Source organism: Flavobacterium sp. xlx-214, assembly GCF_013874595.1.
In the GTDB taxonomy this organism is placed as follows: Bacteria; Bacteroidota; Bacteroidia; order Flavobacteriales; family Flavobacteriaceae; genus Flavobacterium.
Map to the genome: position 1 here is coordinate 2,976,884 of NZ_CP059431.1, position 23,739 is coordinate 3,000,622.

At 32.1% G+C, this 23,739-nt stretch carries 26 protein-coding genes; 15 read left to right on the forward strand and 11 right to left on the reverse strand.

Annotated features, from left to right (window positions below; genetic code table 11):
* Positions 1 to 188 precede the first annotated feature (188 nt).
* The 9 genes from H1R17_RS14025 (at position 189) to H1R17_RS14065 (ending at position 7,943) form a co-directional block, all read left to right on the forward strand.
* Positions 189 to 959, forward strand: coding sequence for a ParA family protein (locus H1R17_RS14025; protein ID WP_163430625.1), 771 nt, complete (start codon positions 189 to 191; stop codon positions 957 to 959).
* A gap of 1 nt (position 960) precedes the next feature.
* A complete protein-coding gene (locus H1R17_RS14030; protein ID WP_163430623.1) occupies positions 961 to 1,866 on the forward strand; it encodes a ParB/RepB/Spo0J family partition protein in 906 nt (301 codons plus the stop codon).
* A 68-nt stretch (positions 1,867 to 1,934) separates the two neighbouring features.
* Positions 1,935 to 2,432, forward strand: a complete 498-nt coding sequence (locus tag H1R17_RS14035) for a DUF5683 domain-containing protein (protein WP_240453306.1) — start codon at positions 1,935 to 1,937, stop codon at positions 2,430 to 2,432.
* Positions 2,433 to 2,435: 3 nt separating this feature from the next.
* On the forward strand, positions 2,436 to 3,137 hold the full coding sequence (gene dapB / locus H1R17_RS14040; RefSeq protein ID WP_163430621.1) for a 4-hydroxy-tetrahydrodipicolinate reductase: 702 nt from the start codon (positions 2,436 to 2,438) through the stop codon (positions 3,135 to 3,137).
* A gap of 39 nt (positions 3,138 to 3,176) precedes the next feature.
* On the forward strand, positions 3,177 to 4,730 hold the full coding sequence (lepB, locus tag H1R17_RS14045; protein ID WP_163430619.1) for a signal peptidase I: 1,554 nt from the start codon (positions 3,177 to 3,179) through the stop codon (positions 4,728 to 4,730).
* A complete protein-coding gene (locus tag H1R17_RS14050; RefSeq protein WP_163430617.1) occupies positions 4,730 to 5,347 on the forward strand; it encodes a WbqC family protein in 618 nt (205 codons plus the stop codon). Before lepB ends, H1R17_RS14050 begins: the two co-directional genes overlap by 1 nt.
* A 126-nt stretch (positions 5,348 to 5,473) precedes the next feature.
* Entirely contained in the window at positions 5,474 to 6,550 is a 1,077-nt protein-coding gene (locus H1R17_RS14055) for a hypothetical protein (RefSeq protein ID WP_163430615.1), read from the forward strand.
* Entirely contained in the window at positions 6,541 to 7,404 is an 864-nt protein-coding gene (locus tag H1R17_RS14060; RefSeq protein ID WP_163430613.1) for a lipopolysaccharide assembly protein LapB, read from the forward strand. Before H1R17_RS14055 ends, H1R17_RS14060 begins: the two co-directional genes overlap by 10 nt.
* 83 nt (positions 7,405 to 7,487) lie before the next feature.
* Positions 7,488 to 7,943 (forward strand): lipocalin family protein, encoded by a 456-nt coding sequence (locus H1R17_RS14065; RefSeq protein WP_163430611.1) that lies wholly within the window; start codon positions 7,488 to 7,490, stop codon positions 7,941 to 7,943.
* Positions 7,944 to 7,963: 20 nt separating this feature from the next.
* Here H1R17_RS14065 and H1R17_RS14070 read toward each other — a convergent pair whose 3' ends face one another.
* The 6 genes from H1R17_RS14070 to H1R17_RS14095 all read right to left on the reverse strand — a co-directional run bounded on the left by H1R17_RS14070 (position 7,964) and on the right by H1R17_RS14095 (position 13,886).
* A complete protein-coding gene (locus H1R17_RS14070; protein ID WP_163430609.1) occupies positions 7,964 to 9,010 on the reverse strand; it encodes an endonuclease/exonuclease/phosphatase family protein in 1,047 nt (348 codons plus the stop codon).
* 4 nt (positions 9,011 to 9,014) lie between these two features.
* Positions 9,015 to 9,809 (reverse strand): rhomboid family intramembrane serine protease, encoded by a 795-nt coding sequence (locus H1R17_RS14075; protein ID WP_163430607.1) that lies wholly within the window; start codon positions 9,807 to 9,809, stop codon positions 9,015 to 9,017.
* Positions 9,809 to 10,561 carry a rhomboid family intramembrane serine protease gene (locus tag H1R17_RS14080; RefSeq protein ID WP_163430605.1) on the reverse strand — a complete coding sequence of 251 codons (753 nt, stop codon included), beginning with the start codon at positions 10,559 to 10,561 and terminating at the stop codon, positions 9,809 to 9,811. Before H1R17_RS14080 ends, H1R17_RS14075 begins: the two co-directional genes overlap by 1 nt.
* On the reverse strand, positions 10,561 to 12,504 hold the full coding sequence (gene mutL, locus H1R17_RS14085; RefSeq protein WP_163430603.1) for a DNA mismatch repair endonuclease MutL: 1,944 nt from the start codon (positions 12,502 to 12,504) through the stop codon (positions 10,561 to 10,563). Before mutL ends, H1R17_RS14080 begins: the two co-directional genes overlap by 1 nt.
* 117 nt (positions 12,505 to 12,621) lie before the next feature.
* Positions 12,622 to 13,110, reverse strand: coding sequence for a 6,7-dimethyl-8-ribityllumazine synthase (gene ribH / locus H1R17_RS14090; RefSeq protein ID WP_163430601.1), 489 nt, complete (start codon positions 13,108 to 13,110; stop codon positions 12,622 to 12,624).
* A gap of 2 nt (positions 13,111 to 13,112) precedes the next feature.
* On the reverse strand, positions 13,113 to 13,886 hold the full coding sequence (locus H1R17_RS14095) for a tetratricopeptide repeat protein (RefSeq protein ID WP_163430599.1): 774 nt from the start codon (positions 13,884 to 13,886) through the stop codon (positions 13,113 to 13,115).
* A gap of 114 nt (positions 13,887 to 14,000) precedes the next feature.
* Between H1R17_RS14095 and H1R17_RS14100 the strand changes: the two genes are divergently transcribed.
* From H1R17_RS14100 to H1R17_RS14115, 4 genes are all read left to right on the forward strand, one after another.
* Positions 14,001 to 15,086 (forward strand): DNA replication/repair protein RecF, encoded by a 1,086-nt coding sequence (locus H1R17_RS14100; protein WP_163430947.1) that lies wholly within the window; start codon positions 14,001 to 14,003, stop codon positions 15,084 to 15,086.
* A gap of 40 nt (positions 15,087 to 15,126) precedes the next feature.
* On the forward strand, positions 15,127 to 16,137 hold the full coding sequence (murB, locus tag H1R17_RS14105; RefSeq protein WP_163430597.1) for a UDP-N-acetylmuramate dehydrogenase: 1,011 nt from the start codon (positions 15,127 to 15,129) through the stop codon (positions 16,135 to 16,137).
* A 62-nt stretch (positions 16,138 to 16,199) separates the two neighbouring features.
* Positions 16,200 to 17,297, forward strand: a complete 1,098-nt coding sequence (locus H1R17_RS14110) for a glycosyltransferase (protein WP_163430596.1) — start codon at positions 16,200 to 16,202, stop codon at positions 17,295 to 17,297.
* A gap of 1 nt (position 17,298) precedes the next feature.
* Entirely contained in the window at positions 17,299 to 17,874 is a 576-nt protein-coding gene (locus H1R17_RS14115; protein WP_220458647.1) for an RNA polymerase sigma factor, read from the forward strand.
* A gap of 24 nt (positions 17,875 to 17,898) precedes the next feature.
* Here H1R17_RS14115 and H1R17_RS14120 read toward each other — a convergent pair whose 3' ends face one another.
* From H1R17_RS14120 to prmC, 3 genes are all read right to left on the reverse strand, one after another.
* Positions 17,899 to 18,462 (reverse strand): hypothetical protein, encoded by a 564-nt coding sequence (locus H1R17_RS14120; RefSeq protein ID WP_163430594.1) that lies wholly within the window; start codon positions 18,460 to 18,462, stop codon positions 17,899 to 17,901.
* Positions 18,463 to 18,517: 55 nt separating this feature from the next.
* Positions 18,518 to 19,888 (reverse strand): histidine--tRNA ligase, encoded by a 1,371-nt coding sequence (hisS, locus tag H1R17_RS14125; RefSeq protein ID WP_163430593.1) that lies wholly within the window; start codon positions 19,886 to 19,888, stop codon positions 18,518 to 18,520.
* A gap of 97 nt (positions 19,889 to 19,985) precedes the next feature.
* Positions 19,986 to 20,837: a peptide chain release factor N(5)-glutamine methyltransferase gene (gene prmC, locus H1R17_RS14130; RefSeq protein WP_163430591.1), complete on the reverse strand. Its 852-nt coding sequence runs from the start codon at positions 20,835 to 20,837 to the stop codon at positions 19,986 to 19,988.
* Between the two features lie 29 nt (positions 20,838 to 20,866).
* Here prmC and ribD point away from each other — a divergent pair, with 29 nt between their 5' ends.
* Complete coding sequence (ribD, locus tag H1R17_RS14135) at positions 20,867 to 21,913, forward strand: bifunctional diaminohydroxyphosphoribosylaminopyrimidine deaminase/5-amino-6-(5-phosphoribosylamino)uracil reductase RibD (RefSeq protein WP_163430589.1); 1,047 nt, start codon at positions 20,867 to 20,869, stop codon at positions 21,911 to 21,913.
* Positions 21,913 to 22,521 (forward strand): YigZ family protein, encoded by a 609-nt coding sequence (locus H1R17_RS14140; RefSeq protein WP_163430587.1) that lies wholly within the window; start codon positions 21,913 to 21,915, stop codon positions 22,519 to 22,521. The genes ribD and H1R17_RS14140 overlap by 1 nt, the downstream gene beginning before the upstream one ends.
* Here H1R17_RS14140 and H1R17_RS14145 read toward each other — a convergent pair.
* Both H1R17_RS14145 and H1R17_RS14150 read right to left on the reverse strand, forming a co-directional pair.
* On the reverse strand, positions 22,518 to 23,219 hold the full coding sequence (locus tag H1R17_RS14145) for a hypothetical protein (protein ID WP_163430586.1): 702 nt from the start codon (positions 23,217 to 23,219) through the stop codon (positions 22,518 to 22,520). The two genes, H1R17_RS14140 and H1R17_RS14145, sit on opposite strands and share 4 nt — an antisense overlap.
* Before the next feature lie 66 nt (positions 23,220 to 23,285).
* Entirely contained in the window at positions 23,286 to 23,687 is a 402-nt protein-coding gene (locus tag H1R17_RS14150; RefSeq protein ID WP_163430584.1) for a thioesterase family protein, read from the reverse strand.
* Positions 23,688 to 23,739: the final 52 nt, after the last annotated feature.

Here is a 23,739-nt window from a genome sequence, read left to right on the forward strand (position 1 = left end):
TAACCATCTTTAAATTTGTTAAATAAACGTAAAGCGCATTCATTTTAGTATATCATTACAAATTGAAATTAAATACAATACAAAAAATACACTAAAAAAGCAGCTAAAAGAATATAGAAAATACCATTAGCGTTTTTAGTTAAGATAATTAATTGTATTTTTACACTTGAAATTTTTGTAAAAGAAAAATGGGTAAAATCATTGCTATAGCCAATCAAAAAGGCGGAGTAGGAAAAACAACTACTTCTGTAAATTTAGCGGCATCGTTAGGTGCATTAGAAAAGAAGATCTTGTTGATTGATGCCGATCCGCAAGCAAACGCCACATCGGGGTTAGGAATTGATGTTGAATCGGTTGAAGCAGGTACTTATCAAATTTTAGAACATACAGTAACACCAAAAGAAGCTGCTTTAGAATGTACTGCACCAAATGTTGATTTGATTCCGGCACATATTGATTTAGTAGCTATTGAAATTGAATTAGTTGATAAAGAAAATCGTGAATACATGTTAAAACAAGCCTTAGCATCTATTAAAGACGATTACGATTATATTATTATTGATTGTGCGCCATCGTTAGGTTTACTAACCTTAAATGCCTTAACAGCAGCAGATTCTGTGGTTATTCCTATTCAATGTGAGTACTTTGCCTTAGAAGGTTTAGGTAAGTTGTTAAACACCATAAAAAGTGTTCAAAAAATACACAATCCTAATTTAGATATCGAAGGTTTATTACTAACAATGTACGATTCGCGTTTACGTTTATCAAACCAAGTGGTTGATGAAGTTCAGAAGCATTTTAACGATATGGTTTTTGAAACTATTATTCAACGTAACGTAAAATTAAGCGAAGCACCATCGTTTGGCGAAAGCATTATTAATTACGACGCAGCAAGTAAAGGTGCTAGTAACTACTTAAGTTTGGCTCAGGAAATTATACAGAAAAACAGCAACAACTAAAATGGCAAAAGCAGTAAAAAAACAAGCGCTTGGACGTGGATTATCGGCACTTTTAAAAGATCCTGCAAACGATATACAATCGGTTGAAGATACAAATGCAGATAAAGTTGTTGGTAATATTATTGAGTTAGAATTGGATACTATTCAGGTAAATCCATTTCAGCCGCGTACGCATTTTAACGAGGAAACGCTTAAAGAATTAGCTACCTCAATTAAAGAATTAGGGGTTATTCAGCCAATTACAGTACGTAAACTTGATTTTAATAAATACGAATTAATTTCGGGTGAGCGTCGTTTACGAGCTTCAAAATTAGCAGGTTTACTAACCATTCCTGCTTATATACGTATTGCAAATGATAACGAATCTTTGGTTATGGCTTTGGTTGAAAACATTCAACGCCATGATTTAGATCCTATTGAAATTGCCATGTCGTACCAACGTTTAATTGATGAAATTCAGTTAACGCAAGAACAAATGAGCGATCGTGTAGGTAAAAAACGCTCAACCATTACCAATTATTTGCGTTTATTAAAGCTTGATCCTATTATCCAAAGTGGTATCCGCGATGGATTTATCTCAATGGGTCACGGTAGAGCCATCATTAATATTGAAGATCTCGAAGCGCAAACCGATATCTATCATAAAATCATTTTAGATAATTTATCGGTACGTGAAACCGAAGCTTTAGTAAAAGCATATCATGAAGGTTTGTTAAACAACACACCAGCATCAGCTCCTAAAAAGAAAATAACATATACGGTTTCTGACTCTCAAAGAAAAGCATTCACAGAGTTTTTTGGAGCAAAAGTAGATGTTAAAATAGCGGCAAATGGCAAAGGTAAAATCAACATTCCTTTTCATTCTGCTGAAGACTTAGAACGTATCATTAAACTTTTAAATACATAGTGTTTTCTAAAATATATACGGTTGTATTTTGCTTGTTTGTAGGTAGTTTATGGGCACAAAATGATTCATTGAAATTAGTTGTACCTCAGCAACCCAAACTAAATGAACAAGCATTAAATCCGTTGGCGCCTTCCAAAGCTGCTTTTTACTCGGCTATTGTACCAGGTATGGGGCAATTTTACAATAAAAGCTATTGGAAAATACCATTGGTTTACGGTGGTATGGGTACCAGTTTGTATTTTTATTTAGATAACCAAAAAAAATATACCCGCGCACGTGATGAGTACAAATTGCGTTTAAGGGGAGTTGAAAAAACCGACAACCCCAAAGTGGGTACTTATACTAAAGAACAATTAGCAATTGTACAACGCACCGCACAAAGAAACAGAGATTTGTCTTTGTTTATAACCTTGGGTATTTATATTTTAAATATTGTTGATGCTAATGTTGATGCTCATTTACAACAATTTAATGTAGATGAAGATCTTAGTTTTAAACCAGCTTTTGAATACAACCCTAATTATAACAACTATCAATTTGGGGCTAAATTGTCTTATAAATTTTAAATTATGAAAATTGCGTTATTAGGTTACGGTAAAATGGGCAAAGAAATTGAAAAAATTGCTCTAGAACGTGGTCATGAAATTGTTTTAAGAAAAACGGAAGAAAACGATTTTTCAGGATTAGAAAATGCAGATGTAGCTATTGATTTTAGTATTCCTACAGCTGCTATTGAAAATGTTAGCACTTGTTTTAACCATAATATCCCTGTAATATCGGGTACAACGGGTTGGTTAGAAAATTACCAAGATATGGTAGCTTTATGTAACGAAAAAAACGGAGCCTTTTTATATGGATCGAATTTTAGCGTAGGTGTAAATTTATTTTTTGAATTAAACACATACCTTGCTAAGTTGATGTCTAAAGTGAAAGAGTATAATGTTTCTATGGAAGAAATTCATCATACACAAAAATTAGATGCTCCTAGCGGAACTGCCATATCATTAGCAGAAGGCATTTTTAAAGAAACAAACTACAATGCTTGGTCTTTAGAAAATCCTTTAGAAAATGAAATTCATATTGATGCCAAACGTATTGCTGATGTTCCTGGAACGCACAGTGTTTTTTACAAATCGGCGGTTGATGAAATCGAAATTAAGCACACTGCTTTTAACCGACAAGGTTTTGCATTAGGCGCCGTAGTTGCCGCTGAATGGATTTTAGGCAAAAAAGGTATTTTCAGTATGAAAGATGTATTGAGTTTAGGTTAATAACACAAAAAAAATTACATTCGTTAAAAATATTATTTTATGACATTTACACAATGGTTTATCTTTTTCCTAGTTGTACAAGTAATACACTTTTTAGGAACTTGGAAATTATACATAAAGGCAGGTAGAAAAGCTTGGGAAGCAGCAGTACCTGTTTATAATGCAGTTGTTTTAATGCAAATTATTAACCGACCAAAATGGTGGGTAATTTTGCTTTTTATACCTATTGTAAACCTAATTATGTTTCCAGTTGTTTGGGTTGAAACATTACGTAGTTTTGGTAAAAAATCGGTTACCGATACTGTTTTAGGTGTTGTAACTCTAGGTTTTTATGTATACTATGTAAATTACTTTGAAAATGTAACTTATATCCCTAACAGAAGCCTTAAACCAACTACTGAAGCTGGTGAAACAGTAAGTTCCATCCTTTTTGCAGTGGTAGTAGCAACTATTATCCATACCTATTTTATTCAACCATTTACCATTCCTACATCTTCATTAGAAAAAACCCTTTTAGTAGGCGATTTCTTATTTGTAAGTAAAGTAAACTATGGTGCGCGCTTACCGCAAACAGCAATTGCGTTACCAATGGTTCATGATACCATTCCTGTTGCTAAGGTAAAATCATACAGTAAGTTTCCTCAAATTCCATATATGCGTCTTCCTGGTTTTGAAAAACCAGATCATAATGACATTATGGTATTTAACTGGCCTATTGACACGGTATATCAATTCTTTGATCGTTCTGGTAGAAGAGCCGATAAACCTTTAGATAAAAAATCAAACTACGTAAAACGTACTGTTGGCTTACCAGGTGATAATTTACAAGTAAAAGACGGTGTTGTTTATATTAATGATAAAGTTTTAGATTTAGGCGATAGAGCTAAAATTCAGTATGCTTATAGAGTAACTACAAATGGTGCGCCATTAGATGTTAACTTTTTAATTAAAGATTTACATGTTACAGATGGTGTTCAGCAAGCTACATCAGATACCTTTATTATTAATGCATTAACTATCGAAGGTGCTGAACAATTAAAGCAATTATCATCTATAAAAGATGTTACTAAAATTAATGATCAAAGTGCTGATCCAAGAATTTTCCCTCATAACAAACCTTGGAGCGCAGATAATTTAGGTCCGTTGCATATTCCAGCAAAAGGTGAAGTAGTACAATTAAACACAGAAACTTTGCCAATGTATCATGCCATAATAAAAGATTATGAGCATAATAAGTTAGAAGTTAAAAACGGTGCTATTTATATTAACGATAAAGTTGCTACAACTTACACCATTCAGCAAGATTATTATTTTATGATGGGAGATAACCGTCATAACTCAGAAGACAGTCGTTATTGGGGTTTTGTGCCAGAAGATCACATTGTAGGAAAACCTGTTTTTATTTGGATGAGTTTAGATCCTAATGTACCAATGGGTAAATTGTTTGATAAAATTCGTTGGGATCGATTATTTACAACCGTTCACGGTACTGGTAAACCACATTCGTTTTTCATTTATTTTGCCATTTCATTAGTAGGCTACCTTATTTATAGTTTTATCAAAAAACGCAAAGCAAAAAAATACAATTATTAATGAATGTTTTAATACATCCAACCTATTTCCCTTCTATTAGTCATTTTGTAGCCATGGTGCAAGCCAATAACGTTACCTTTGAAGTAGAAGATAATTTTCAGAAACAAACCAACCGAAACCGAATGTATATTTACAGTCCTAATGGTTTACAACTATTAAACATTCCTGTAAAACATTCTAAAGAAGAAAGCAAACGTTTATTTAAAGATACCCGTTTAGAAACCGCTTTTGATTGGCAAAAACAGCATTTTAAATCATTAGAAGCTGCGTATAGAACATCGCCTTTTTTTGAATATTTCGAAGATGATATTCGTCCGATTTTTGAAAAGAAGCATCAATTTATGATGGATTTGAATTTTGAAATTCATGAAATATTGATGGATTGTTTGGGTTTAAAATTGCCTTATACCAAAACCGAAGAATATTTTAAAACTCCAGAGCAAACCGATTTAAGATTTCTTGCAAACGGTAAAATAGACATCAATACCTTTGAACCATACACGCAGGTTTTTCAAGAAAAACATGGGTTCTTAAACAACTTAAGTATTTTAGATTTGTTGTTTAACGAAGGACGTTACGCTGTTGATTATTTAAAAAGTCAAACATTGGTAAAATAAAAAAAGGAGATTTCAAATTGAAATCTCCTTTTTGTTTATATACAAAACACTTATATCTTTGTTAAAATAGGTTTATATCAACAGGCTTTGTATACATTTGGTATTACCAAAAACAAACGTATACCTATGATTAAAAAACTATTACTACTTCTCTCCTTTTTTTCTTTTACTTTGGGGTGGACTCAAACCATAAAAGAAAACAATTTGTATGTTTTAGGATATGTCTTTGAAAACATTAATTACCCTACCAACTTTTTTCTTGAAATAAGAAATGATTCTATTTATTTTTTTGATTCTAATAACAAAATTTATCAAGCCTACAAAAATAATAAAGTTTCAAAAGATTCTATTCAAAATGTATTGATTGAAAAAGGAAAAGAATCTATAGTCTTAAAGTTTATAAATGAGGACAATACAAAAGTAGATTACACTTTTTTTAAAGTAATAGAAGATGTATCAATAGATTTGAAAAATATAAAAAAAATACTTCCAAAAAGTACATTTGAAACACAAATAGACAAAACATTCAGCAGTCCTAACAGCGATTTACAAATAAAAAAATCATATACTTTCTCAAAAGATTCTCTTTTAATTATAAACAATTATTTTTTAGAAAATAAATTAATGTATGCCGAGAAAGAATTGGTTCCTTATGAATTATTTCAAAAAAATAATTCACTGTTTTTGGAAATTAAGCAATCAAAAGAAAACGATACTAAAAGGCTGTATCAAATTATCAAATTAAACAAAAAAACGCTTTCTTTAGTTTATTACGATCAACGAGAAAAAATTACTGAAACATTTAAAAAATCAACCCTAAAATACATGCCCGAAAAAGAATTTAGTGTTTGTTTAGACAGTCATCCTAAAGAATATTATAACGGAGATTATACCTATACAAAAGGTAATAATTATATCTTATCAAAAATAGGCAAAAATGCACCTTTAGCGAAAGGTAACGGATATATAACCATACATTTCACTATTAATTGTGCTAAAGAAATTGGGAGATTTGGGGTAGAACAAATGACTAGTTTGTATCAACCCACAACGTACAATCCAGAACTTATAAAACATTTAATAAACGAAATTACACTTTTAAAAGATTGGCCCAATTTTGAACAAATAAGCTACCACAAAGATATTCATGCGTTTTTTATGTTTAAAATTAAAGACGGGAAAATTGTAGATTTATGTCCATAAAAAAAACAGTACTTATAGCATTCGTTATTGTTCTATTTTCTTGCAAAATACAGAAAAACGAAAATCCATTTGCAAATCTTTCAACAGAAGAGCGTGCAAAATTAGCAGACCATTATCATGAAGAGTCGATGAAGTTTAACCCTTGGTTTCAAACAGGAAAACTTCATCGAATCTATAAAGACAGTGCTTTAATGGCGGTACCTGATCATGTAGAATATATGGAACGTGCTTCTTATTCGTACAAAAAAGCAGGCGAACATATAAAAGCAATGGAAATGCTTAACAAAGCAGTAGCAATAGATACTGCTAATGGTAAAACAAGAGCTTTAGAATACAAAGCCTGGAGTATGTTGTATTTTTACCATGATTACGAAAGTACCATTAAAGATGTTGACAAAGTAATTGAAATAAGTAAAATACCACACAAAGCATGTCATGGTGAATCGTGTTTACTTTTAAAGGGGCAAGCGTATTATCAGTTAAGTGAATATCAAAAAGCTATTGATACTTTTAATTATTTATTGGATTTACTTGAAAAACAAGGTCAAAACAGGAAAGATGATTTTCTAGTCAATTTCTATCTTGCCCGAAGCTATTTTAAATTGGGTGATTTAGATAAATCACTTCATTACTTAGAAGAGCAATTAAATATGGCGTATAGTGTAAAGGCAGAACTTAACTTTTATGCTGGACAAATTTATGCCATGAAAAACCAAAAAGATAAAGCAAAACAACATTTTTTAAAAGCAAAGGAGTTATATCTTAAAAACGATAAAATGGTAGAGCCTTATGTAGAACGTTTTGATGAAATTTTTATGAAAGATATTGATGATGAATTAGAAAAGCTAAAATAAATTACATTATGTTAAAAATATCATTTTTATTGTTTTATGTTATAATAAAATTATCTTTGTTTAAATTTTAACAATAATTACTTATGAAAAAATTGGTGTTTCTTTCAGCATTGCTTTCAATGACATTGGTAGCGTGTGGTGATGATGACAAGCCAGGAGGTGAAAATCCAAATACTCAACCAAAATTAGAAGGTAAATGGAATTTAATTCAGTCGGAAACTATAGAAGATGGTACATCTACTAAAGACGATTTAAAACCTGGAAGTTGTGATTATGATTATTATAATCTAAAAACAGGTGGTACTAAAGATGAGGTTTATCATGATGAAGATAACGATTGTGCAAAAGAGGAATACCCTGGAACATGGTCTTATGATGCAGCTAAGAAACAAATTACAATGATTGATTCTGACGATAATTATACGTTAATTACTGAAGTTGTTTCGTTAACAGCTACTGATTTAAAAGTTAAATTAGTTTCTGCTGATGGAGAAACTCCACCAGCTGGAACTGAAGCGTATTTATATTTAAAAAGATAAATTAAAAAAGGATAACTAAATTAGTTATCCTTTTTTTGTGTGTTTTTCATATTTAAACGTGCCATAATAGGAAAATGATCTGAATTTTTAAACTCTTTAAAAGTTTTAAATTCTTTTACTTCAAAAACATCATCGGTTAAAATATAATCAATACGTGCTGGGTAATATTTGTAATTATACGTTTGTCCAAAACCTTTACCTGCTTCAACAAAAGCATCGTTCATATTACCGCTAATGTTTTTATAAACGTATGAAAAAGCCGTATTGTTCATATCGCCACAAATAATTTTATGTCCTTTAAAGTCTTCCATGTGTGCTTGAATCAATTCTGACTGCAATTGTTGCACTTTAAAAGCTTCACTTAATCGATTGAAAATACGTTTAGATTTACTCTCGTTAATTTCGTTAATATCAGGACTAATATTTACTGATTGTAAGTGAATACTATACACTCTAATAGTATCATTGTCTTTTTTAATATCGGCATACACCACATTGTTATCAGAATTAGGTAACGCTATTTCGCCTTCATCAATTATTTGAAATTTGGAATAAATAGCTTGACCTGTTTTGATTTGATTACCATGCATGATAATATGACGAAACTTGTAATCATCTAACTCATAATCAGCTGATTTTGAATACTCTTGAAAACAAATAATATCAGGATTTTGTTCTTCAATAAAGCGCTTGATGTTTTCAGGTACGTTTTCGTTAGGTATCCATTTAAACAAATTAAACAAACGTACATTATAACTTAAAACGGTAAAATCACTCTCAATTGGCTCTTCGTTTGTTGCAGAGAATTTGTAGAACTTAGTAAAAAATGTGTAGCCAATTAAAAAAACAACAATTGATAAGAAAACTTGTCTTTTTAACTGTACCAACCAATACACTACAAATACCAAGTTAAGCATTAAAAGTGTTGGCAAAATAAGCGTTAATACAGATAAAAAAGGAAATAATTTAGGCGCCATAGATGGCAACACATACCCCATTAAGGTAAGTATTACCAATGCTATATTTAAAAAAAAGGCAATTTTATTAAACCACGCTAAATTTTTCATAAGGTTATTTTTGTTTGAACAAAAACTCTTTTTCTTCTTGAGTTAAACTCTCGTATCCCGATTTACTAATCTTATCTAAAATAATATCTATTTGCTTTTGAACATCATTTTGGGCACTTTTTCTTTGATCTTGATTGACTTTATGTACAGTACGTAACGGTGATTTTTTCTTTGTTGGTTGTTTATTCGTCCATAAAAATCCCCCTAAATACTTGCCGTAACAAAAACCAAAAATACTTCCACCAATATGTGCTAGATGTCCGCCAGCATTATTAAAAAACAATTGTACCACATCAAAAGCAATAAACGCTAGTGCAATGTAATATATTGCAATGTTTCCAAAAATTATTATGGTAACACGCATTTTTGGATTGTAACCAACAACAGTAAAAAAAACAGCCATTATAGCACCTGATGCGCCTACTACAAAACTTTTTAAGCCAAATATATTACAAATTGCAAAGTAAAAAATACCAGCTGCAATTCCGCCTAAAAAATAAGCTTTTAGCAATTGCTTTTCGTTGAAAAAAGTAAAAAACAACTGACTAAATAAATACAACATAACCATATTAAGCACTAAATGCATAATATCGGCATGTAAAAAACTATAGGTTACAAATTGCCAAATGCGGTATTTAAAAATAGTAAAATCGCTAAAAAGGGCAAACTGTTCAATAATTGTTTTATACACTGCTACATTAAACAACTTAGTAAGCATAACAAATATACTTATGCTTGCAATGGCAATAAGTAATTTATGTACAATAGTAAGTTTATTTATTTGCAGCGCTTTCATCATTATTTTTTATCCCAACGGTATTGATCAAATTGTTTTTTCTTCCACATCCACATTAACAAAAAGCCTACTAAAGCTCCACCAATGTGCGCAAAATGCGCAACTCCTGTTCCGCCACCAAAAATAGCAGCTCCTTTAAATCCTAAAACTAAATCTAAAACTAAAATTCCGGGTACAAAATATTTTGCTTTTATAGGCACAGGAATAAAAAGTAATGATAAACCCGCATTAGGAAACATAAATGCAAAAGCTACTAGTAAACCATAAATAGCACCTGATGCACCTACTGCTACAGATAAATAACTAGAACCCATTGCTTGAATTTGCTCTGATGAAACAAACTGTTGCCAGCGTGTATCAATCATTGTTTTGTTTAGTAACTCGTAAATTGATTCGTTTGTAAAGCCATTTAAATTCAATGTATTCATAACATCATGCACTTGCCAATAATTTACAGCAGTATGTAAAAAAGCAGCTCCTAAACCACATAAAATATAAAAAATAAAAAACTTTTTACCTCCCCAAATTTGTTCTAAAACCGATCCAAAAGAATACAACGCAAACATATTAAATAAAATATGCGAAACACTTCCGTGCATAAACATGTGCGTTATAGGTTGCCATAATTGAAAAGCAGGGTTTTCAAAATAATACAACGGCAGATAATCATTTAAGACAGGAACCAATAAACTTCCTACAAATAATATAATATTTACAATTAATAATTGTTTTACAACTTCGGTAATTTGATTCATTACATAAATTTTTTATCAATATCTTCTACCTTCATGGTTATAAAAGTAGTTTTGCCAAAAGGCGACGTTTGCGGATTTTCACAGCCAAACAAACTATTTACAATATTTTCTTGTTCTTTATCGGTTAAGTACGTACCTGTTTTTACAGCCAAACTTTGCGCCAACGATTTTGAAATTCTATCGTGTAAAATCATTACATCACTTGGTACATTGTCTTGTAAATCATTCAATAAATCTTCTAAAACGATAGAAACTTCACTTTCGGTAATAGAAACAGGAATGCCCGAAATAATGATTTTTTCGTTGGATATTTCATCAAACAAGAAACCCATTTGTATTAATTCACTCTCAATACCACGCAATAACTCCATTTCATACACCGTGTAATACAAAGATAACGGAAAAAGCAATTGCTGACTCGCATTTTGTTTCACCGTAAACGATTGTATGTAATGTTCGTATAAAATACGTTGATGCGCCCGGCGTTGATCAATAATAATCATACCCGATTTTATAGGACTTATGATGTATTTTTTTTGAATTTGATACGATTGCTGATGATGCGTTGCTTGTACATTATCATCATCAAACAAAGATCCTGTAATTACTTCTTCATCAAACTGATGATTGGCAGATGTTAAGATTATTTCCTTTGCATCAGAAATTCCTTCATACAATGTTTCCCATCCGCCTGATTTATGTTTCTTCTCTTGAAACGAAGTATTTGATCCACCAGAAAAAGAACTCGATTTAGGCTTCACCGTTTCAAAAGGGTTAAAATCACCTTTCAAAATAGTAGACCCAATTTGGTTTGCCAAATTAGAACTCGACTTCATGCTTTCAAAAGGATTAAAAAAAGTATCTACCTCAACAGTTGGTTCTACTGATTTGGTACCTTCATAACTATATGGAACATCTAAATCATCTTTTTGAAAATCTAAAACAGGCGCCACATTAAACTGCCCTAAACTATGCTTAATGGTAGCTCGTAAAATAGCGTACAAAGCTTGCTCGTCATCAAACTTAATTTCGGTTTTGGTTGGATGAATGTTGATATCAATACTATTTGCAGGCAAGGTTAAGTATAAAAAGTAACTTGGATGTGTACCATCTTTCAACAAACCTTCAAAAGCGGCAGTTACTGCATGATGTAAATAACCGCTTTTTATAAAACGATCGTTCACGAAAAAGAACTGCTCTCCTCTACTTTTTTTGGCATATTCGGGTTTTGCAACAAAGCCATGAATTTCAATAATTTCGGTTGATTCTTGTACAGGCACCAACTTTTCATTGGTTTTGCCACCAAAAACATTCACAATACGTTGACGGTAATTGGATGCAGGTAAATTAAATAGTTCGCTGCCGTTGTGAATAAAAGTAAACTGAATGTTATTGTGCGCCAAAGCAACACGCTCAAATTCATCAATAACATGGCGCAATTCTACTTGATCTGACTTCAAGAAATTACGTCGGGCAGGAATGTTAAAAAATAAATTCTTTACAGAAAACGATGTACCATCTGGCACCACAGCCACTTCTTGAGAAACAATTTTACTTCCTTCAATAATTACGTGTGTACCTAATTCGGCAGTATGTTCTTTAGATTTTAATTCAACATGCGCAATGGCAGCAATAGATGCCAAAGCTTCTCCACGAAACCCTTTGGTTTGTAGTTGAAATAAATCTTCGGCAAGTGCAATCTTAGAGGTTGCATGACGTTCAAAACACATACGCGCATCAATCTCATTCATTCCCTTACCGTTATCAATAACTTGTATCAAGGTTTTACCCGCATCTTTAACCACCAATTTAATAGCAGTTGCGCCTGCATCAACAGCATTTTCAAGCAACTCTTTTACAACAGACGCAGGGCGCTGAACAACCTCGCCTGCTGCAATTTGATTGGCTACGTGATCAGGTAATAAACGTATAACACTAGACATGTATCGTTTTTAGTTTTTAAGTGAAGTACAAAAATACGCTTTTTCTACGGTATTTTTCTTAGAAGAATGCTTTGTAAAAGTTAAAAGAAAACAAAAAAGTCTGGAAAAATCCAGACTTTAATTATTATTGTTTAAAGCAATCATTTTTAAGGCAGCAACTGCGGCTTCGGTACCTTTGTTTCCATGAATACCGCCACTTCTATCTATCGATTGTTGTTCGGTATTATCGGTTAGTACACAAAAAATGGTCGGCACTTCGTAAATTACATTCAAATCTTTAATGCCTTGGGTAACACCTTCGCATACAAAATCAAAATGCTTGGTTTCACCCTGAATTACACATCCAATAGCAATAACAGCATCGAATTCTTCTGTTTGGTGCATTTTTTTACATCCAAAAATCAATTCAAAACTTCCTGGAACATCCCAACGTACAATATTTTCAGGTAATGCACCACAATCAATCAATACATCGTAAGCCCCTTGAAAAAGTCCGTTTGTAATTTTATCGTTCCATTCAGAAACTACTAAACCTATCTTTAAATCTTTTGCATTTATTAAATCGGCTTTGTTGTATTCTGATAAATTTTTATTAGCAGTTGCCATAATTATTGAGCCATTCCTAAGTAAACATCAATATTTGCAGCTTCTACAGAACCTTTATAATTTTCTTTAACATCTGTAAACAATTTCAATGCTTCGTCTTTTTTACCTAACTCTAAAGCCATTAAACCAGCCTTGTATGCGTAACGAGGTGTTGTAAAATCGTTTGGAGTATGTGCAGCTGCTTTTTTATAGAAATCAAAAGCATCTTGGTATTGGTTTAATTCAGAAAAAGCATCGCCAATAGCACCTAAAGACATTGCTTTTAAAAACATATCTTTTGAGTTAAACTGCTCTAAATGCGCAATAGCTTCTTTGTATTTACCTAAGTTTAAATAAGTAGTTCCAGCATAATAATGCGCCAACTTACCTGCTTGTGTACCGCTATAAGTCTCGGCAATTGCTAAAAATCCTTGCTTACCTTCGCCCCCTTTTAAAGCTAAGTTAAACAATGAATCAGAAGCTTCTCCGTTAAGAGCTTGCTCATAATATTGTTGCGCCTGAAACATATCGTTTGCAGCATCATCTTCTTTTGGCTCTAAAATAAAATTTTGATATCCTAAATAACCAACAGCCGCTAAAGCTAAAGCACCAACTGCATAAAATACTTTTGATTGATTTAAAGTAAACCAAGTTCCTATTTTATTTGCAGATGAATCTAAAGAGCTAAAAACTTCTTTGGTTTCGCTATGATCGTTCAGTACTGCTTGATGAGCGTCTAGTTCTTTTTCAACCTCTGGTTTTTCAGGCTTATATCCTCTTTTATTATATGTTGCCATAATGGTGTATTATTTTAATCTGGGCAAAAATAGGATTTTTATCCAAATTTAAAAGGCTATTTGTTAGATATTTTTATGAAATTTGTAGTTTACTATCTTTTAAAGATTTTTTTGGTGAATTTAGAGCAATTACACGTACTTAATTTTAAAAATATTTCAGATAAAACATTGATTTTTACAAAAAAAATCAACTGCTTTGTGGGTAAAAACGGTCAAGGAAAAACCAATTTACTTGATGCTATTTATTATTTGGCTTTTGGTAAAAGTTATTTTAACCCCGTTGCATTGCAAAATATTAAGCACAACGAAGATTTTTTTGTGGTGGAAGGTTTGTTTACTAAAATTGATAAAAAAGAACAAATTGTTTGCAGCTTAAAGAAAGGACAAAAAAAAGTATTGAAGCGCAACGGAAAAATGTACGATAAATTTGCCGATCATGTTGGATTGATACCTTTGGTAATGATTTCACCAAGCGATCAAGATTTAATTTCGGAAGGCAGTGAAACCCGTAGAAAGTTTATTGACTTAGTAATTTCGCAACAAAATCCTGTTTATTTACAACACATTATTCAGTATCAAAAAATAATTGCACAACGCAATGCGCTGCTAAAATATTTTGCCTTAAACCGAGTGTTTGATGAAGATACTTTAAGTATTTACAACGAACAACTACATGAATTGGGTACCGAAATTCATCAACAAAGAAACGATTTCATCACTGTTTTTAGCCCTATCTTCACGAAATATCATCAGCAAATAACCAATAATGGTGAGCGTGTTGAGATAAAATATGAGAGTCAATTACACGAAAAAACATTAGCATCACTTTTTCAAGAAAACTTACAGAAAGATCGACTATTACAATACACATCGGTTGGTATTCATAAAGATGATTTACTTTTTGAAATTGACGCGCATCCTATTAAAAAATACGGTTCGCAAGGACAACAAAAATCGTTATTAATTGCTTTAAAATTAGCTCAGTTCGATTTTATTAAAAAACAAAGTGGCGTTGCTCCTATTTTATTGTTTGATGATATTTTTGATAAATTAGATGCGGATCGTGTACAAAAAATCATTGAAATGGTAAACGATGTTACTTTTGGTCAGTTGTTTATTACCGACACACACGAAGAACGCACCGAACTTATTGTAAAATCGACCAATTTAGATTACGAAATTTTTAAAATATCCAACTAAACTCAAGCTCTTTTTTGTTTATTTGTATAAAATTTAAGCTATGCAATTCAATCAATCATTAAAAAAATACAACACTTTTGGAATAGACGTAACCGCATCTCATTTTCAAGAAATTACCTCAACAACCCAATTAAAAAGCGTCATTAAAGAAAATAATGCTGGGTTACCTTTATTTGTTTTAAGCGGTGGCAGCAATATGTTGCTTACCAAAAATGTAGATGCCTTGGTTCTTCACATCAACACAAAAGGGATTGCTATTATTAAAGAAGATGATGATTTTGTATGGATTGAAGCGCAAGCAGGTGAAGTTTGGCACGAATTTGTTTTACATACCATTGCTTTAAACTTAGGTGGATTAGAGAATTTATCGTTGATTCCTGGCAAAGTTGGCCCATCGCCTATTCAAAATATTGGCGCGTATGGCGTTGAAATAAAAGACACGTTTGATTCTTTACAAGCTTTAAATTTAGATACTTTAGAAATTGAAACCTTTACAAACACGCAATGTGCTTTTGGGTATCGTGAAAGTGTTTTTAAGAATGATTTAAAAGGAAAATACATCATTACTTCTGTGGTTTTTAAACTAAAAAAAGTTCCGCATACTTTACACACATCATACGGAGCCATACAGCAAGAATTAGATGCACAAAACGTACAAAACCCAACTATAAAAGATGTAAGCAATGCCGTTATTGCTATTCGTCAATCAAAATTACCCGATCCTAAAGAAATTGGCAACAGCGGTAGTTTCTTTAAAAACCCAATTATTTCTAAAGATTTTTACAATCAACTTTTAGAGAAAAACGCCGATATTCCTCATTATACCGTAAATGAAACCCAAGTTAAAGTACCAGCGGGTTGGCTTATAGAACATGCAGGTTTAAAAGGTTTTAGAAAAGGCGATGCAGGTGTACATGCAAAACAAGCCTTGGTTTTAGTGAATTATGGTTTGGCAACAGGTCAAGAACTTATTGATATGGCTAAGTACGTACAGGCTACCGTTTTAGAAAAGTTTGGTATTACAATAGAGCCCGAAGTAAATATTATTTAGTGTTTTAAGTTTGTACTTCGTTAACATTTAAAGTACTTTTGCAGCAACTTTAAGGGCAAATTATGACATTACTATTACTTTATATTTTAGCGGTATTATTTGTTGTTTTACTAATTTTTTATTTAGGTATTTTCTCGGGCACAGCTTTTAGCAAACCGCACGAAAATAATGCAAAAAGAATCCCTGTTTCGGTTTTGGTTTATGCTAAAAATAACGAAAACGAACTTAGAAACTTAATTCCTGTATTGTTAAACCAAAACTATCATCAGTTTGAATTGGTTTTAATTAACAATGCATCAACCGATAATACACTACATTTAATAAAAGAGTACGCCTTACTTTACCCAAATATTAAAATTGTTGATGTTGTAAATAACGAAGCTTTTTGGGGCAACAAAAAATACGCCCTTACTTTGGCAATTAAAGCAAGTAGATATGAATATTTAGTTTGTATTGATGCCGATAAAAAAATACATTCAAACAATTGGTTGGTACAATTAACATCGCATTTTACCTTAAACAAAACCATTGTTGTTGGCTTGTCTTATTTTTCTAAAACCAAAGGTTTTTTCAATAAATTCTTTCGTTTTAATCATACCATGCAACAACTTCAGGCTTTATCTTGGTCTAAAGTAAGCAAACCGTATAGTTTAAATTTGCATCAGCTTGCCTTTAAAAAAGAAGAATTTTATAAAGTAAATGGCTTTATCAATCATATGCAAAAACCGTTGTTTGTAAACGAATATTTTGTAAACGATGCTTCAACATCTAAAAACACAACCATAAGCGAACATAATGATGCTATGATTGAAGTTAATGCGTTACCAAAAGCAGATTTTAGATATTTCAACAAACAACAAGCTCAGTTTTTAAAAAACATCAATGGTAGTAGCGCTTTTAAAATAAAGTGTTTTAATGCACTGCAATTTTTCTTTCTAATTGTTGCCATTGCTTCTTTTATTATAGTGCCTGAATATTGGTATATAACTTTAGCAATTGTTTTATTGCGTTATTTAATTCTTTGGATTGTTTTTGGCAAAACAGCAAAAAAACTTCATTACCCAGATTTAATTGTTTATTTCCCACTTCTTGATTTGTTTTATATCTTTATGCAACTAAGATTGTTTTTAAACAATTTATTTACTAAAAACAAAAAGTAAATTGACAAGTACATCGCAAAAAGAAATAAAAGAACTCATTAAAAAAGCACAAAAAGGAAATCAATCTGCATTTACTTCTTTGTTAGATGTTTATTGGTCTGAAGTATATCATTTCATTTTAAAAAGAACCGAAAATGAAACCGATGCCGAAGATATTTCTATTGAAACATTTGCCAAAGCATTTGATAAATTAGCTTCTTATAAAGATGAATTTGCGTTTAATACATGGCTTATTGCCATTGCCAAAAATGTACATATTGATTTAATTAGAAAAAGAAAAAACAACGAAACCATTAATTTGGATGAAGATGAAGAATACTTTTTCAACACCATTATTGATGAAGACACTTTAGAAGATCAATTGATTTTTGAACAAAATTTAGCTACGTTAAAATTGTGTATCAAACAATTAAAACCACATTACCAACAAATTATTCAGTTGCGTTATTTTCAAGAAAGAAGTTACAACGAAATTGCCGAAATAATAAATGAACCGTTGAATAATGTAAAAATAAAGATTCTTCGCGCTAAAAAATTACTGACCGAATTGATTAAAAAACACCAAAATCAATTATAAATTAACGTTGGTGTTTTCTGTTCTTTAGGCTTTATCCAATCTTTTCCAAAAACTCAAAGCAAACTCTTTTAAAGCTTCAGGCAAATCTTTAAAATTGTTGCTAAAAGTATCTTTTGTGTAATTAGAAGCTGCATCACTTGATATCCAATACATTTGATGTTTGTAAAACAAAACCTGCACTACGCTTAACTGCGTATCCATATCCCCTTTTGGATGTTTTGAATACACCAAAATAACATCTGCTTTGCCATCTTTATCAACATCTGAAAATGCTTTTCTTGAACTCCAAGTTGATGTTACAACATCAGGTTCTGCCACTTCATCAGTTACTTTTAACTCCCACTTTCCATCTACTTTAGTAAACTGTTCAATATACAAACGGTCTTGAGCTTCATCGCGGGCATTTTTAGAAAACACAAAATAATTTTCTTCCTTACTTGCCGAAATATTATCGACCATTAAAACACGTTTGCCTTTAAAAGGAAAACCTGAATTTTCAAATTTCTCTTTATTTACAACACTTTCGGTTATTTGCGCCCACGATGTACACGTAGCAAAAAACGCAGTTAACAATACCAACTTTTTCATATGTTCTTTTTATTTTAAAGATAAAAAAAATCCAATCAAATGATTGGATTTTTCTTTATTTAAACTTTTCAATTAACTTTTCAAGGGTTAATTTTTGCTGCTCGCCTGTTTGTAAATCTTTTAAAGCGTATATATTTTCGTTCATCTCAGTTTCACCAACAATAACTACATGTTTAATACCCTTTTTCTCAGCATACTGAAACTGCTTTGGCATTTTAGCTTTATCAGGAAACAACTCAGCTTTTATATCTTGGTTGCGTAAGGTTTGAATGGCTTTCATACAATATTTTGCTTCGGCATCGCCAAAATTTAAAAACAAAACATCTGTTACATTAGATACCGTTGTAGGGAAAACATACAACTCTTCCATCACCAAATAAATTCGATCTAAACCAAAAGAAATACCTACACCGCTCATATTTTTTAAACCAAAGATACCCGTTAAATCGTCGTAACGTCCACCGCCACCTATTGATCCTAACTTTACTGTTTCTGGGGCAGCTACTTCAAAAATAGCGCCTGTATAGTAGTTTAAACCACGCGCCAAGGTAACATCTAAATTCAACGTTGCCGATTGCAAACCTAATTCTTCAACCGTTTCGCAAATAAACGTTAACTCGTCAACACCTTTGGTGCCTTCTTCAGATGTAGCTAATAAATTGCGCAATTGTTGTAACTTATCAGTTAACGAACCTGTGAAATTAAATAATGGTTGTACTTTTTCAATAGCTTCTGCCGAAATACCTTTCTCCATCATTTCGTTTTTCACGCCATCCTCGCCAATCTTATCCAATTTATCTAAAGCAACCGTAAAATCAATCAATTTATCGCTTGCGCCAATTACTTCGGCAATGCCCGATAACACTTTTCGATTGTTAATTTTAATGGTAACACCTGCCACATTTAAGTCGGTAAAAACGGCATCGTATAATTGCACCAATTCTACTTCTTGCCATAACGATGTTGATCCAACAACATCGGCATCACACTGATAAAACTCGCGGAAACGACCTTTTTGTGGACGATCAGCACGCCAAACAGGCTGAATTTGGTAGCGTTTAAAAGGAAATTCTAATTCATTTTGGTGTTGCACCACGTAACGCGCAAACGGCACGGTTAAATCATAGCGCAATGCTTTTTCGGATATTTGCGGTGTTACTTTTAAACTGTTTTTATCGTTTAAAAGCGCATCGTTTACCTTTGATAAAAAATCACCCGAGTTTAAAATTTTAAAAATCAATCGATCGCCTTCTTCTCCGTATTTCCCCATTAAAGTTTCAGAGTTTTCAAAAGAAGGTGTCTCAATGGGCTGAAATCCACTACGCTCAAAATGCTTTTTAATGATAGAGATGATGTATTGACGCTTTGCTACTTCAATTGGAGAAAAATCTCTTGTACCTTTTGGAATGCTTGGTTTCTGTGCCATTTTAATTTTTATTTATGCAAATATAGTTGTTATAGTTTGAATGTTGAAAAGTGGAAAGTCAAAAGTTTACTATATCGTAATACTTAATTAAATTACTTTACAATTTATTTTGAGCTTTCATCATACGGTTATTGCCCATAAAATCGGTTTGTAAGGTGATGTTCTTAAAGTAAGGTTGCATCATTTCTTGGGTTTCGTTTCCTAAATATTGATTGATCTCAAAAAACAACATACCATCATCTGCTAAAATTTGGTGTGCTAATTGGGTAATTTTCTTGTAAAAAATCAACGGATCGTTATCATCAACAAACAATGCTAAATGCGGCTCGTGTTGCAATACGTTTTCTTTAATTTCTACTTTTTCAAGATTTCGAACATAAGGTGGATTCGAAATAATAATATCATAGGTATCTAAATCCTTCACTGTTAAAATATCTTTTTCCATAAACGTAACTTCGGCATTTAGTTGCTTTGCATTTCCGGTTGCGACGTTTAAAGCTTCTGTCGAAACATCAATAGCACTCACTTCAGCCAACGGAAATTCTTTTTTAATGGTAATAGGTATACACCCGGTGCCAGTGCCAATATCTAAAACACGCCATTTTTTAGCAGGTTGCTTTTTCATTTCCGTTAAAACCCAATCAACCAATTCCTCGGTTTCGGGGCGAGGAATTAATGTTGCCGAAGTAACCTTAAACTCGTATCCAAAAAAATACCCCTTGCCTGTTATGTATTGTATGGGTTCGTTATTTTGCAAACGATGTATGATTTGGTTGATTTTTGATTGATTTTCATCAGAAACCGACTCATTTCCATTCAAAACAGCCGTAACTTTGGTATATCCTAAAACAAATTCTATTGCCCAATAAAAAATAGTTGTTCGTTCCATTTCATCATAAAACGGTGGAAGTACTAATTGAAATTGCTTTTTATAATCGTTTACGGTCATCTTTTCTTAATTTTGTAAAAAACTACAGTATGCCAACACACGAACATTATATGCAACGCGCTTTGTTTTTAGCAACAAAAGGTTTAGCGGCGGCTATGCCTAACCCATCGGTTGGGGCTGTAATTGTTTGCAAAGATACAATTATTGGCGAAGGATTTACGAGTGCTTATGGTGGTGCGCACGCCGAAGTGAATGCAATTAATAGTGTGGTGGATAAAAGTTTGTTAACAGAAAGTACGCTGTATGTTACCTTAGAACCGTGCAGCCATTATGGAAAAACGCCGCCTTGTGCCGATTTAATTGTAAAGCACCAAATACAACATGTGGTGATTGGTTGTACCGACCCTTTTGTAGAGGTTGCTGGTAAAGGAATTGCAAAACTTGAAAAAGCGGGCATTAAAGTTACCGTGGGTGTATTAGAAAAAGAATGTGTGGAAAGTCACAAACGTTTTTTTACGTTTCACCTTAAAAAACGACCTCATATTATTTTAAAATGGGCCGAAAGTGCCGATGGTTTTATAGCACCTATTGCTAAAAATGAGCAAAAACCTGTTTGGCTATCTAACAAATACAGCAGACAATTAACCCATAAATGGCGCAGTGAAGAAATGGCTATTTTAGTAGGAACAAACACTGTTTTAGATGATAACCCAAGTTTAACTACTCGTGATTATGTTGGTAAAAACCCTACACGATTATATATTGATGCTAACCACAAAATTACAGAACATTTTGCTGTTACAAATGCCGAGGCTACAACCCTTTGTTTAACAAATCAACTTCCTGAAAATCCTATAGCGCATATTATTTATAAAGATGTAGATTTTAATAATTTGGTAGATGCTATTTGTAAGGTTTGTTACGATGAAAAACTACAATCGATTATTATAGAAGGAGGTTTAAACACTTTACAACAATTTATTGATGCAGGTATTTGGGATGAAGCCCGTGTTTTTAAAAGCGAAACCGTTATTTTAAAGGGCATTAAAGCCCCACAGTTAACATCGGCTGTAGTAACATCACACCAAAAAATAACAAACAACACGTTGGTTATTTATAAAAACACAAACAACTAATGATTGATACTTATAAAACGATAGAAGGACCTAGCGAAGAAATTTTATTCAAAGAAAAAAATAGTAAGTTTTTTGGATACGCCTTTCCTGTTCAATCAGAGGAAGAAGTAAAACCTATTTTAGATCAGTTAAAAAAGACACATTACACTGCACGCCATTGGTGTTATGCGTACCAAATAGGTACCAAAACAAAAAACTACAGAGCAAATGATGACGGCGAACCCAACAACAGCGCCGGAATGCCTATTTACGGACAAATACAATCGTTTGATGTAACCAATGTGTTGGTGGTTGTGGTACGTTATTTTGGCGGTGTAAAATTAGGCGTTGGCGGTTTGGTTACAGCATACAAAACAGGTGCGCAAATGGCTTTAGAAGTTGCAGATATTGTTGAAAAAACCATCGATGTTCATTTTTTAATTCGTTTTGATTATAAAAATATGAACAAAGTAATGCGTGTTATTAAAGAGAAAAACATCCATGTGGTAAATCAAACCTTAGAATTAGATTGTTTGATTGAAATATCGTGTCGCTTAACGCAACAAGAAGAAATTTTCAATGCCTTTGATCAAATTTTTGAAGTATCTATCAAAGAAAAAGACGCTTAATCGTATTTAAAATTCAACAACTGTTCTTCCATTAACATTCTAAAGCTATCAGAATCAATTTTGGTATCTTTTTGAATGTAATCAATCATTTTTAAGGCAAAATAAGGCGCTTTTTCTTTAGGCAACTTGTAATTTTTGTATAGATAATCAGCAGAATACACACTTAAAAATCGTTCCATAGCATTAATTTCATTTTCTACAGAAAGCACTTTTTTATTGGTTTTCGCTCTACCCGAAAGTTTGTTAACCAAACCATCTAACTTAATGTTTCCTGTTGCAGAGTATTTATCATCATAAGTAATCTGCTTATCTTTTTTTACAGCCCGTTCTGCTTTGGTATACTTTGTACCATCTAAACCTAATTTATTATTTAAATTGGTGTATTCAATTTCAACTTCATCCAAAACAGTTGATTCAGTAATTAAAACACTTAAACTTTTACGTTCAATAACCTTTGAAGAAACTTCTAATGTTTCAACCAAATTATTATTGATATAAAAACTTAGAACATCGTTTGTCTTTAAATCAAAATTTTTAAAAACATTCTGCTCTATCTTTTCAGAACGATCGTTATTTTTTTGCACAGAAAGCACTGCTTTAGCATCGGATTTGTACAAACGAACTTTTACCGCAACTGGTGATTGACTAAAACCAATAAACGAACAAAACAAGCAAATGAACAACACTAAATTTCTCATAGCTTACTATTTTAAATTTTCATTTAATTTACAACAATTCTTAAAAAGAAAAAACGAATTAGTAATTTATTCTTTATTAATTAAATCATCTAAATATTGAGGTACCGAAATTGGGCGTTTTGTTTTCATATCAACAAACACCAAAACGCTGTTAGCAGTTGTTAATAACTCACCATTTTGGTTGGTAATTTCGTAGTCAAATTCAATCTTCACACCACCCATGTATTTAAGAATGGTAGTAATGGTTAATTCATCGTCATAGAAAGCAGGTTTCCTATAATTCATTGATAAAGACACCACAGGCAGCATAATGGCACTTTCCTCAAGCGATTTATACGAAACCCCTTGATTTCTAAGCCATTCAACACGTCCTATTTCAAAATACTGCGCATAATTACCGTGGTAAACCACTCCCATTTGATCTGTTTCAGCGTAACGCACGCGTAGCTTAACTTCATGCTTTTTCATAAAAAATTTTGTCTAAAAATTTGCTTATTTGTTTTAAATTCTGCTTACAATA

Coding starts and splice junctions, on each gene's coding strand:
- ribD (WP_163430589.1), top strand. CDS start 20,867: ATGCCAACACACGAACATTATATGCAACGCGCTTTGTTTTTAGCAACA.
- H1R17_RS14080 (WP_163430605.1), bottom strand. CDS start 10,561: ATGAATCAAATTACCGAAGTTGTAAAACAATTATTAATTGTAAATATT.
- H1R17_RS14065 (WP_163430611.1), top strand. CDS start 7,488: ATGAAAAAATTGGTGTTTCTTTCAGCATTGCTTTCAATGACATTGGTA.
- ribH (WP_163430601.1), bottom strand. CDS start 13,110: ATGGCAACTGCTAATAAAAATTTATCAGAATACAACAAAGCCGATTTA.
- H1R17_RS14140 (WP_163430587.1), top strand. CDS start 21,913: ATGATTGATACTTATAAAACGATAGAAGGACCTAGCGAAGAAATTTTA.
- H1R17_RS14145 (WP_163430586.1), bottom strand. CDS start 23,219: ATGAGAAATTTAGTGTTGTTCATTTGCTTGTTTTGTTCGTTTATTGGT.
- H1R17_RS14075 (WP_163430607.1), bottom strand. CDS start 9,809: ATGATGAAAGCGCTGCAAATAAATAAACTTACTATTGTACATAAATTA.
- H1R17_RS14050 (WP_163430617.1), top strand. CDS start 4,730: ATGAATGTTTTAATACATCCAACCTATTTCCCTTCTATTAGTCATTTT.
- prmC (WP_163430591.1), bottom strand. CDS start 20,837: ATGACCGTAAACGATTATAAAAAGCAATTTCAATTAGTACTTCCACCG.
- H1R17_RS14110 (WP_163430596.1), top strand. CDS start 16,200: ATGACATTACTATTACTTTATATTTTAGCGGTATTATTTGTTGTTTTA.
- hisS (WP_163430593.1), bottom strand. CDS start 19,888: ATGGCACAGAAACCAAGCATTCCAAAAGGTACAAGAGATTTTTCTCCA.
- H1R17_RS14120 (WP_163430594.1), bottom strand. CDS start 18,462: ATGAAAAAGTTGGTATTGTTAACTGCGTTTTTTGCTACGTGTACATCG.
- H1R17_RS14025 (WP_163430625.1), top strand. CDS start 189: ATGGGTAAAATCATTGCTATAGCCAATCAAAAAGGCGGAGTAGGAAAA.
- H1R17_RS14070 (WP_163430609.1), bottom strand. CDS start 9,010: ATGAAAAATTTAGCGTGGTTTAATAAAATTGCCTTTTTTTTAAATATA.
- H1R17_RS14030 (WP_163430623.1), top strand. CDS start 961: ATGGCAAAAGCAGTAAAAAAACAAGCGCTTGGACGTGGATTATCGGCA.
- lepB (WP_163430619.1), top strand. CDS start 3,177: ATGACATTTACACAATGGTTTATCTTTTTCCTAGTTGTACAAGTAATA.
- H1R17_RS14060 (WP_163430613.1), top strand. CDS start 6,541: ATGTCCATAAAAAAAACAGTACTTATAGCATTCGTTATTGTTCTATTT.
- H1R17_RS14055 (WP_163430615.1), top strand. CDS start 5,474: ATGATTAAAAAACTATTACTACTTCTCTCCTTTTTTTCTTTTACTTTG.
- dapB (WP_163430621.1), top strand. CDS start 2,436: ATGAAAATTGCGTTATTAGGTTACGGTAAAATGGGCAAAGAAATTGAA.
- H1R17_RS14150 (WP_163430584.1), bottom strand. CDS start 23,687: ATGAAAAAGCATGAAGTTAAGCTACGCGTGCGTTACGCTGAAACAGAT.
- mutL (WP_163430603.1), bottom strand. CDS start 12,504: ATGTCTAGTGTTATACGTTTATTACCTGATCACGTAGCCAATCAAATT.
- murB (WP_163430597.1), top strand. CDS start 15,127: ATGCAATTCAATCAATCATTAAAAAAATACAACACTTTTGGAATAGAC.
- H1R17_RS14095 (WP_163430599.1), bottom strand. CDS start 13,886: ATGGCAACATATAATAAAAGAGGATATAAGCCTGAAAAACCAGAGGTT.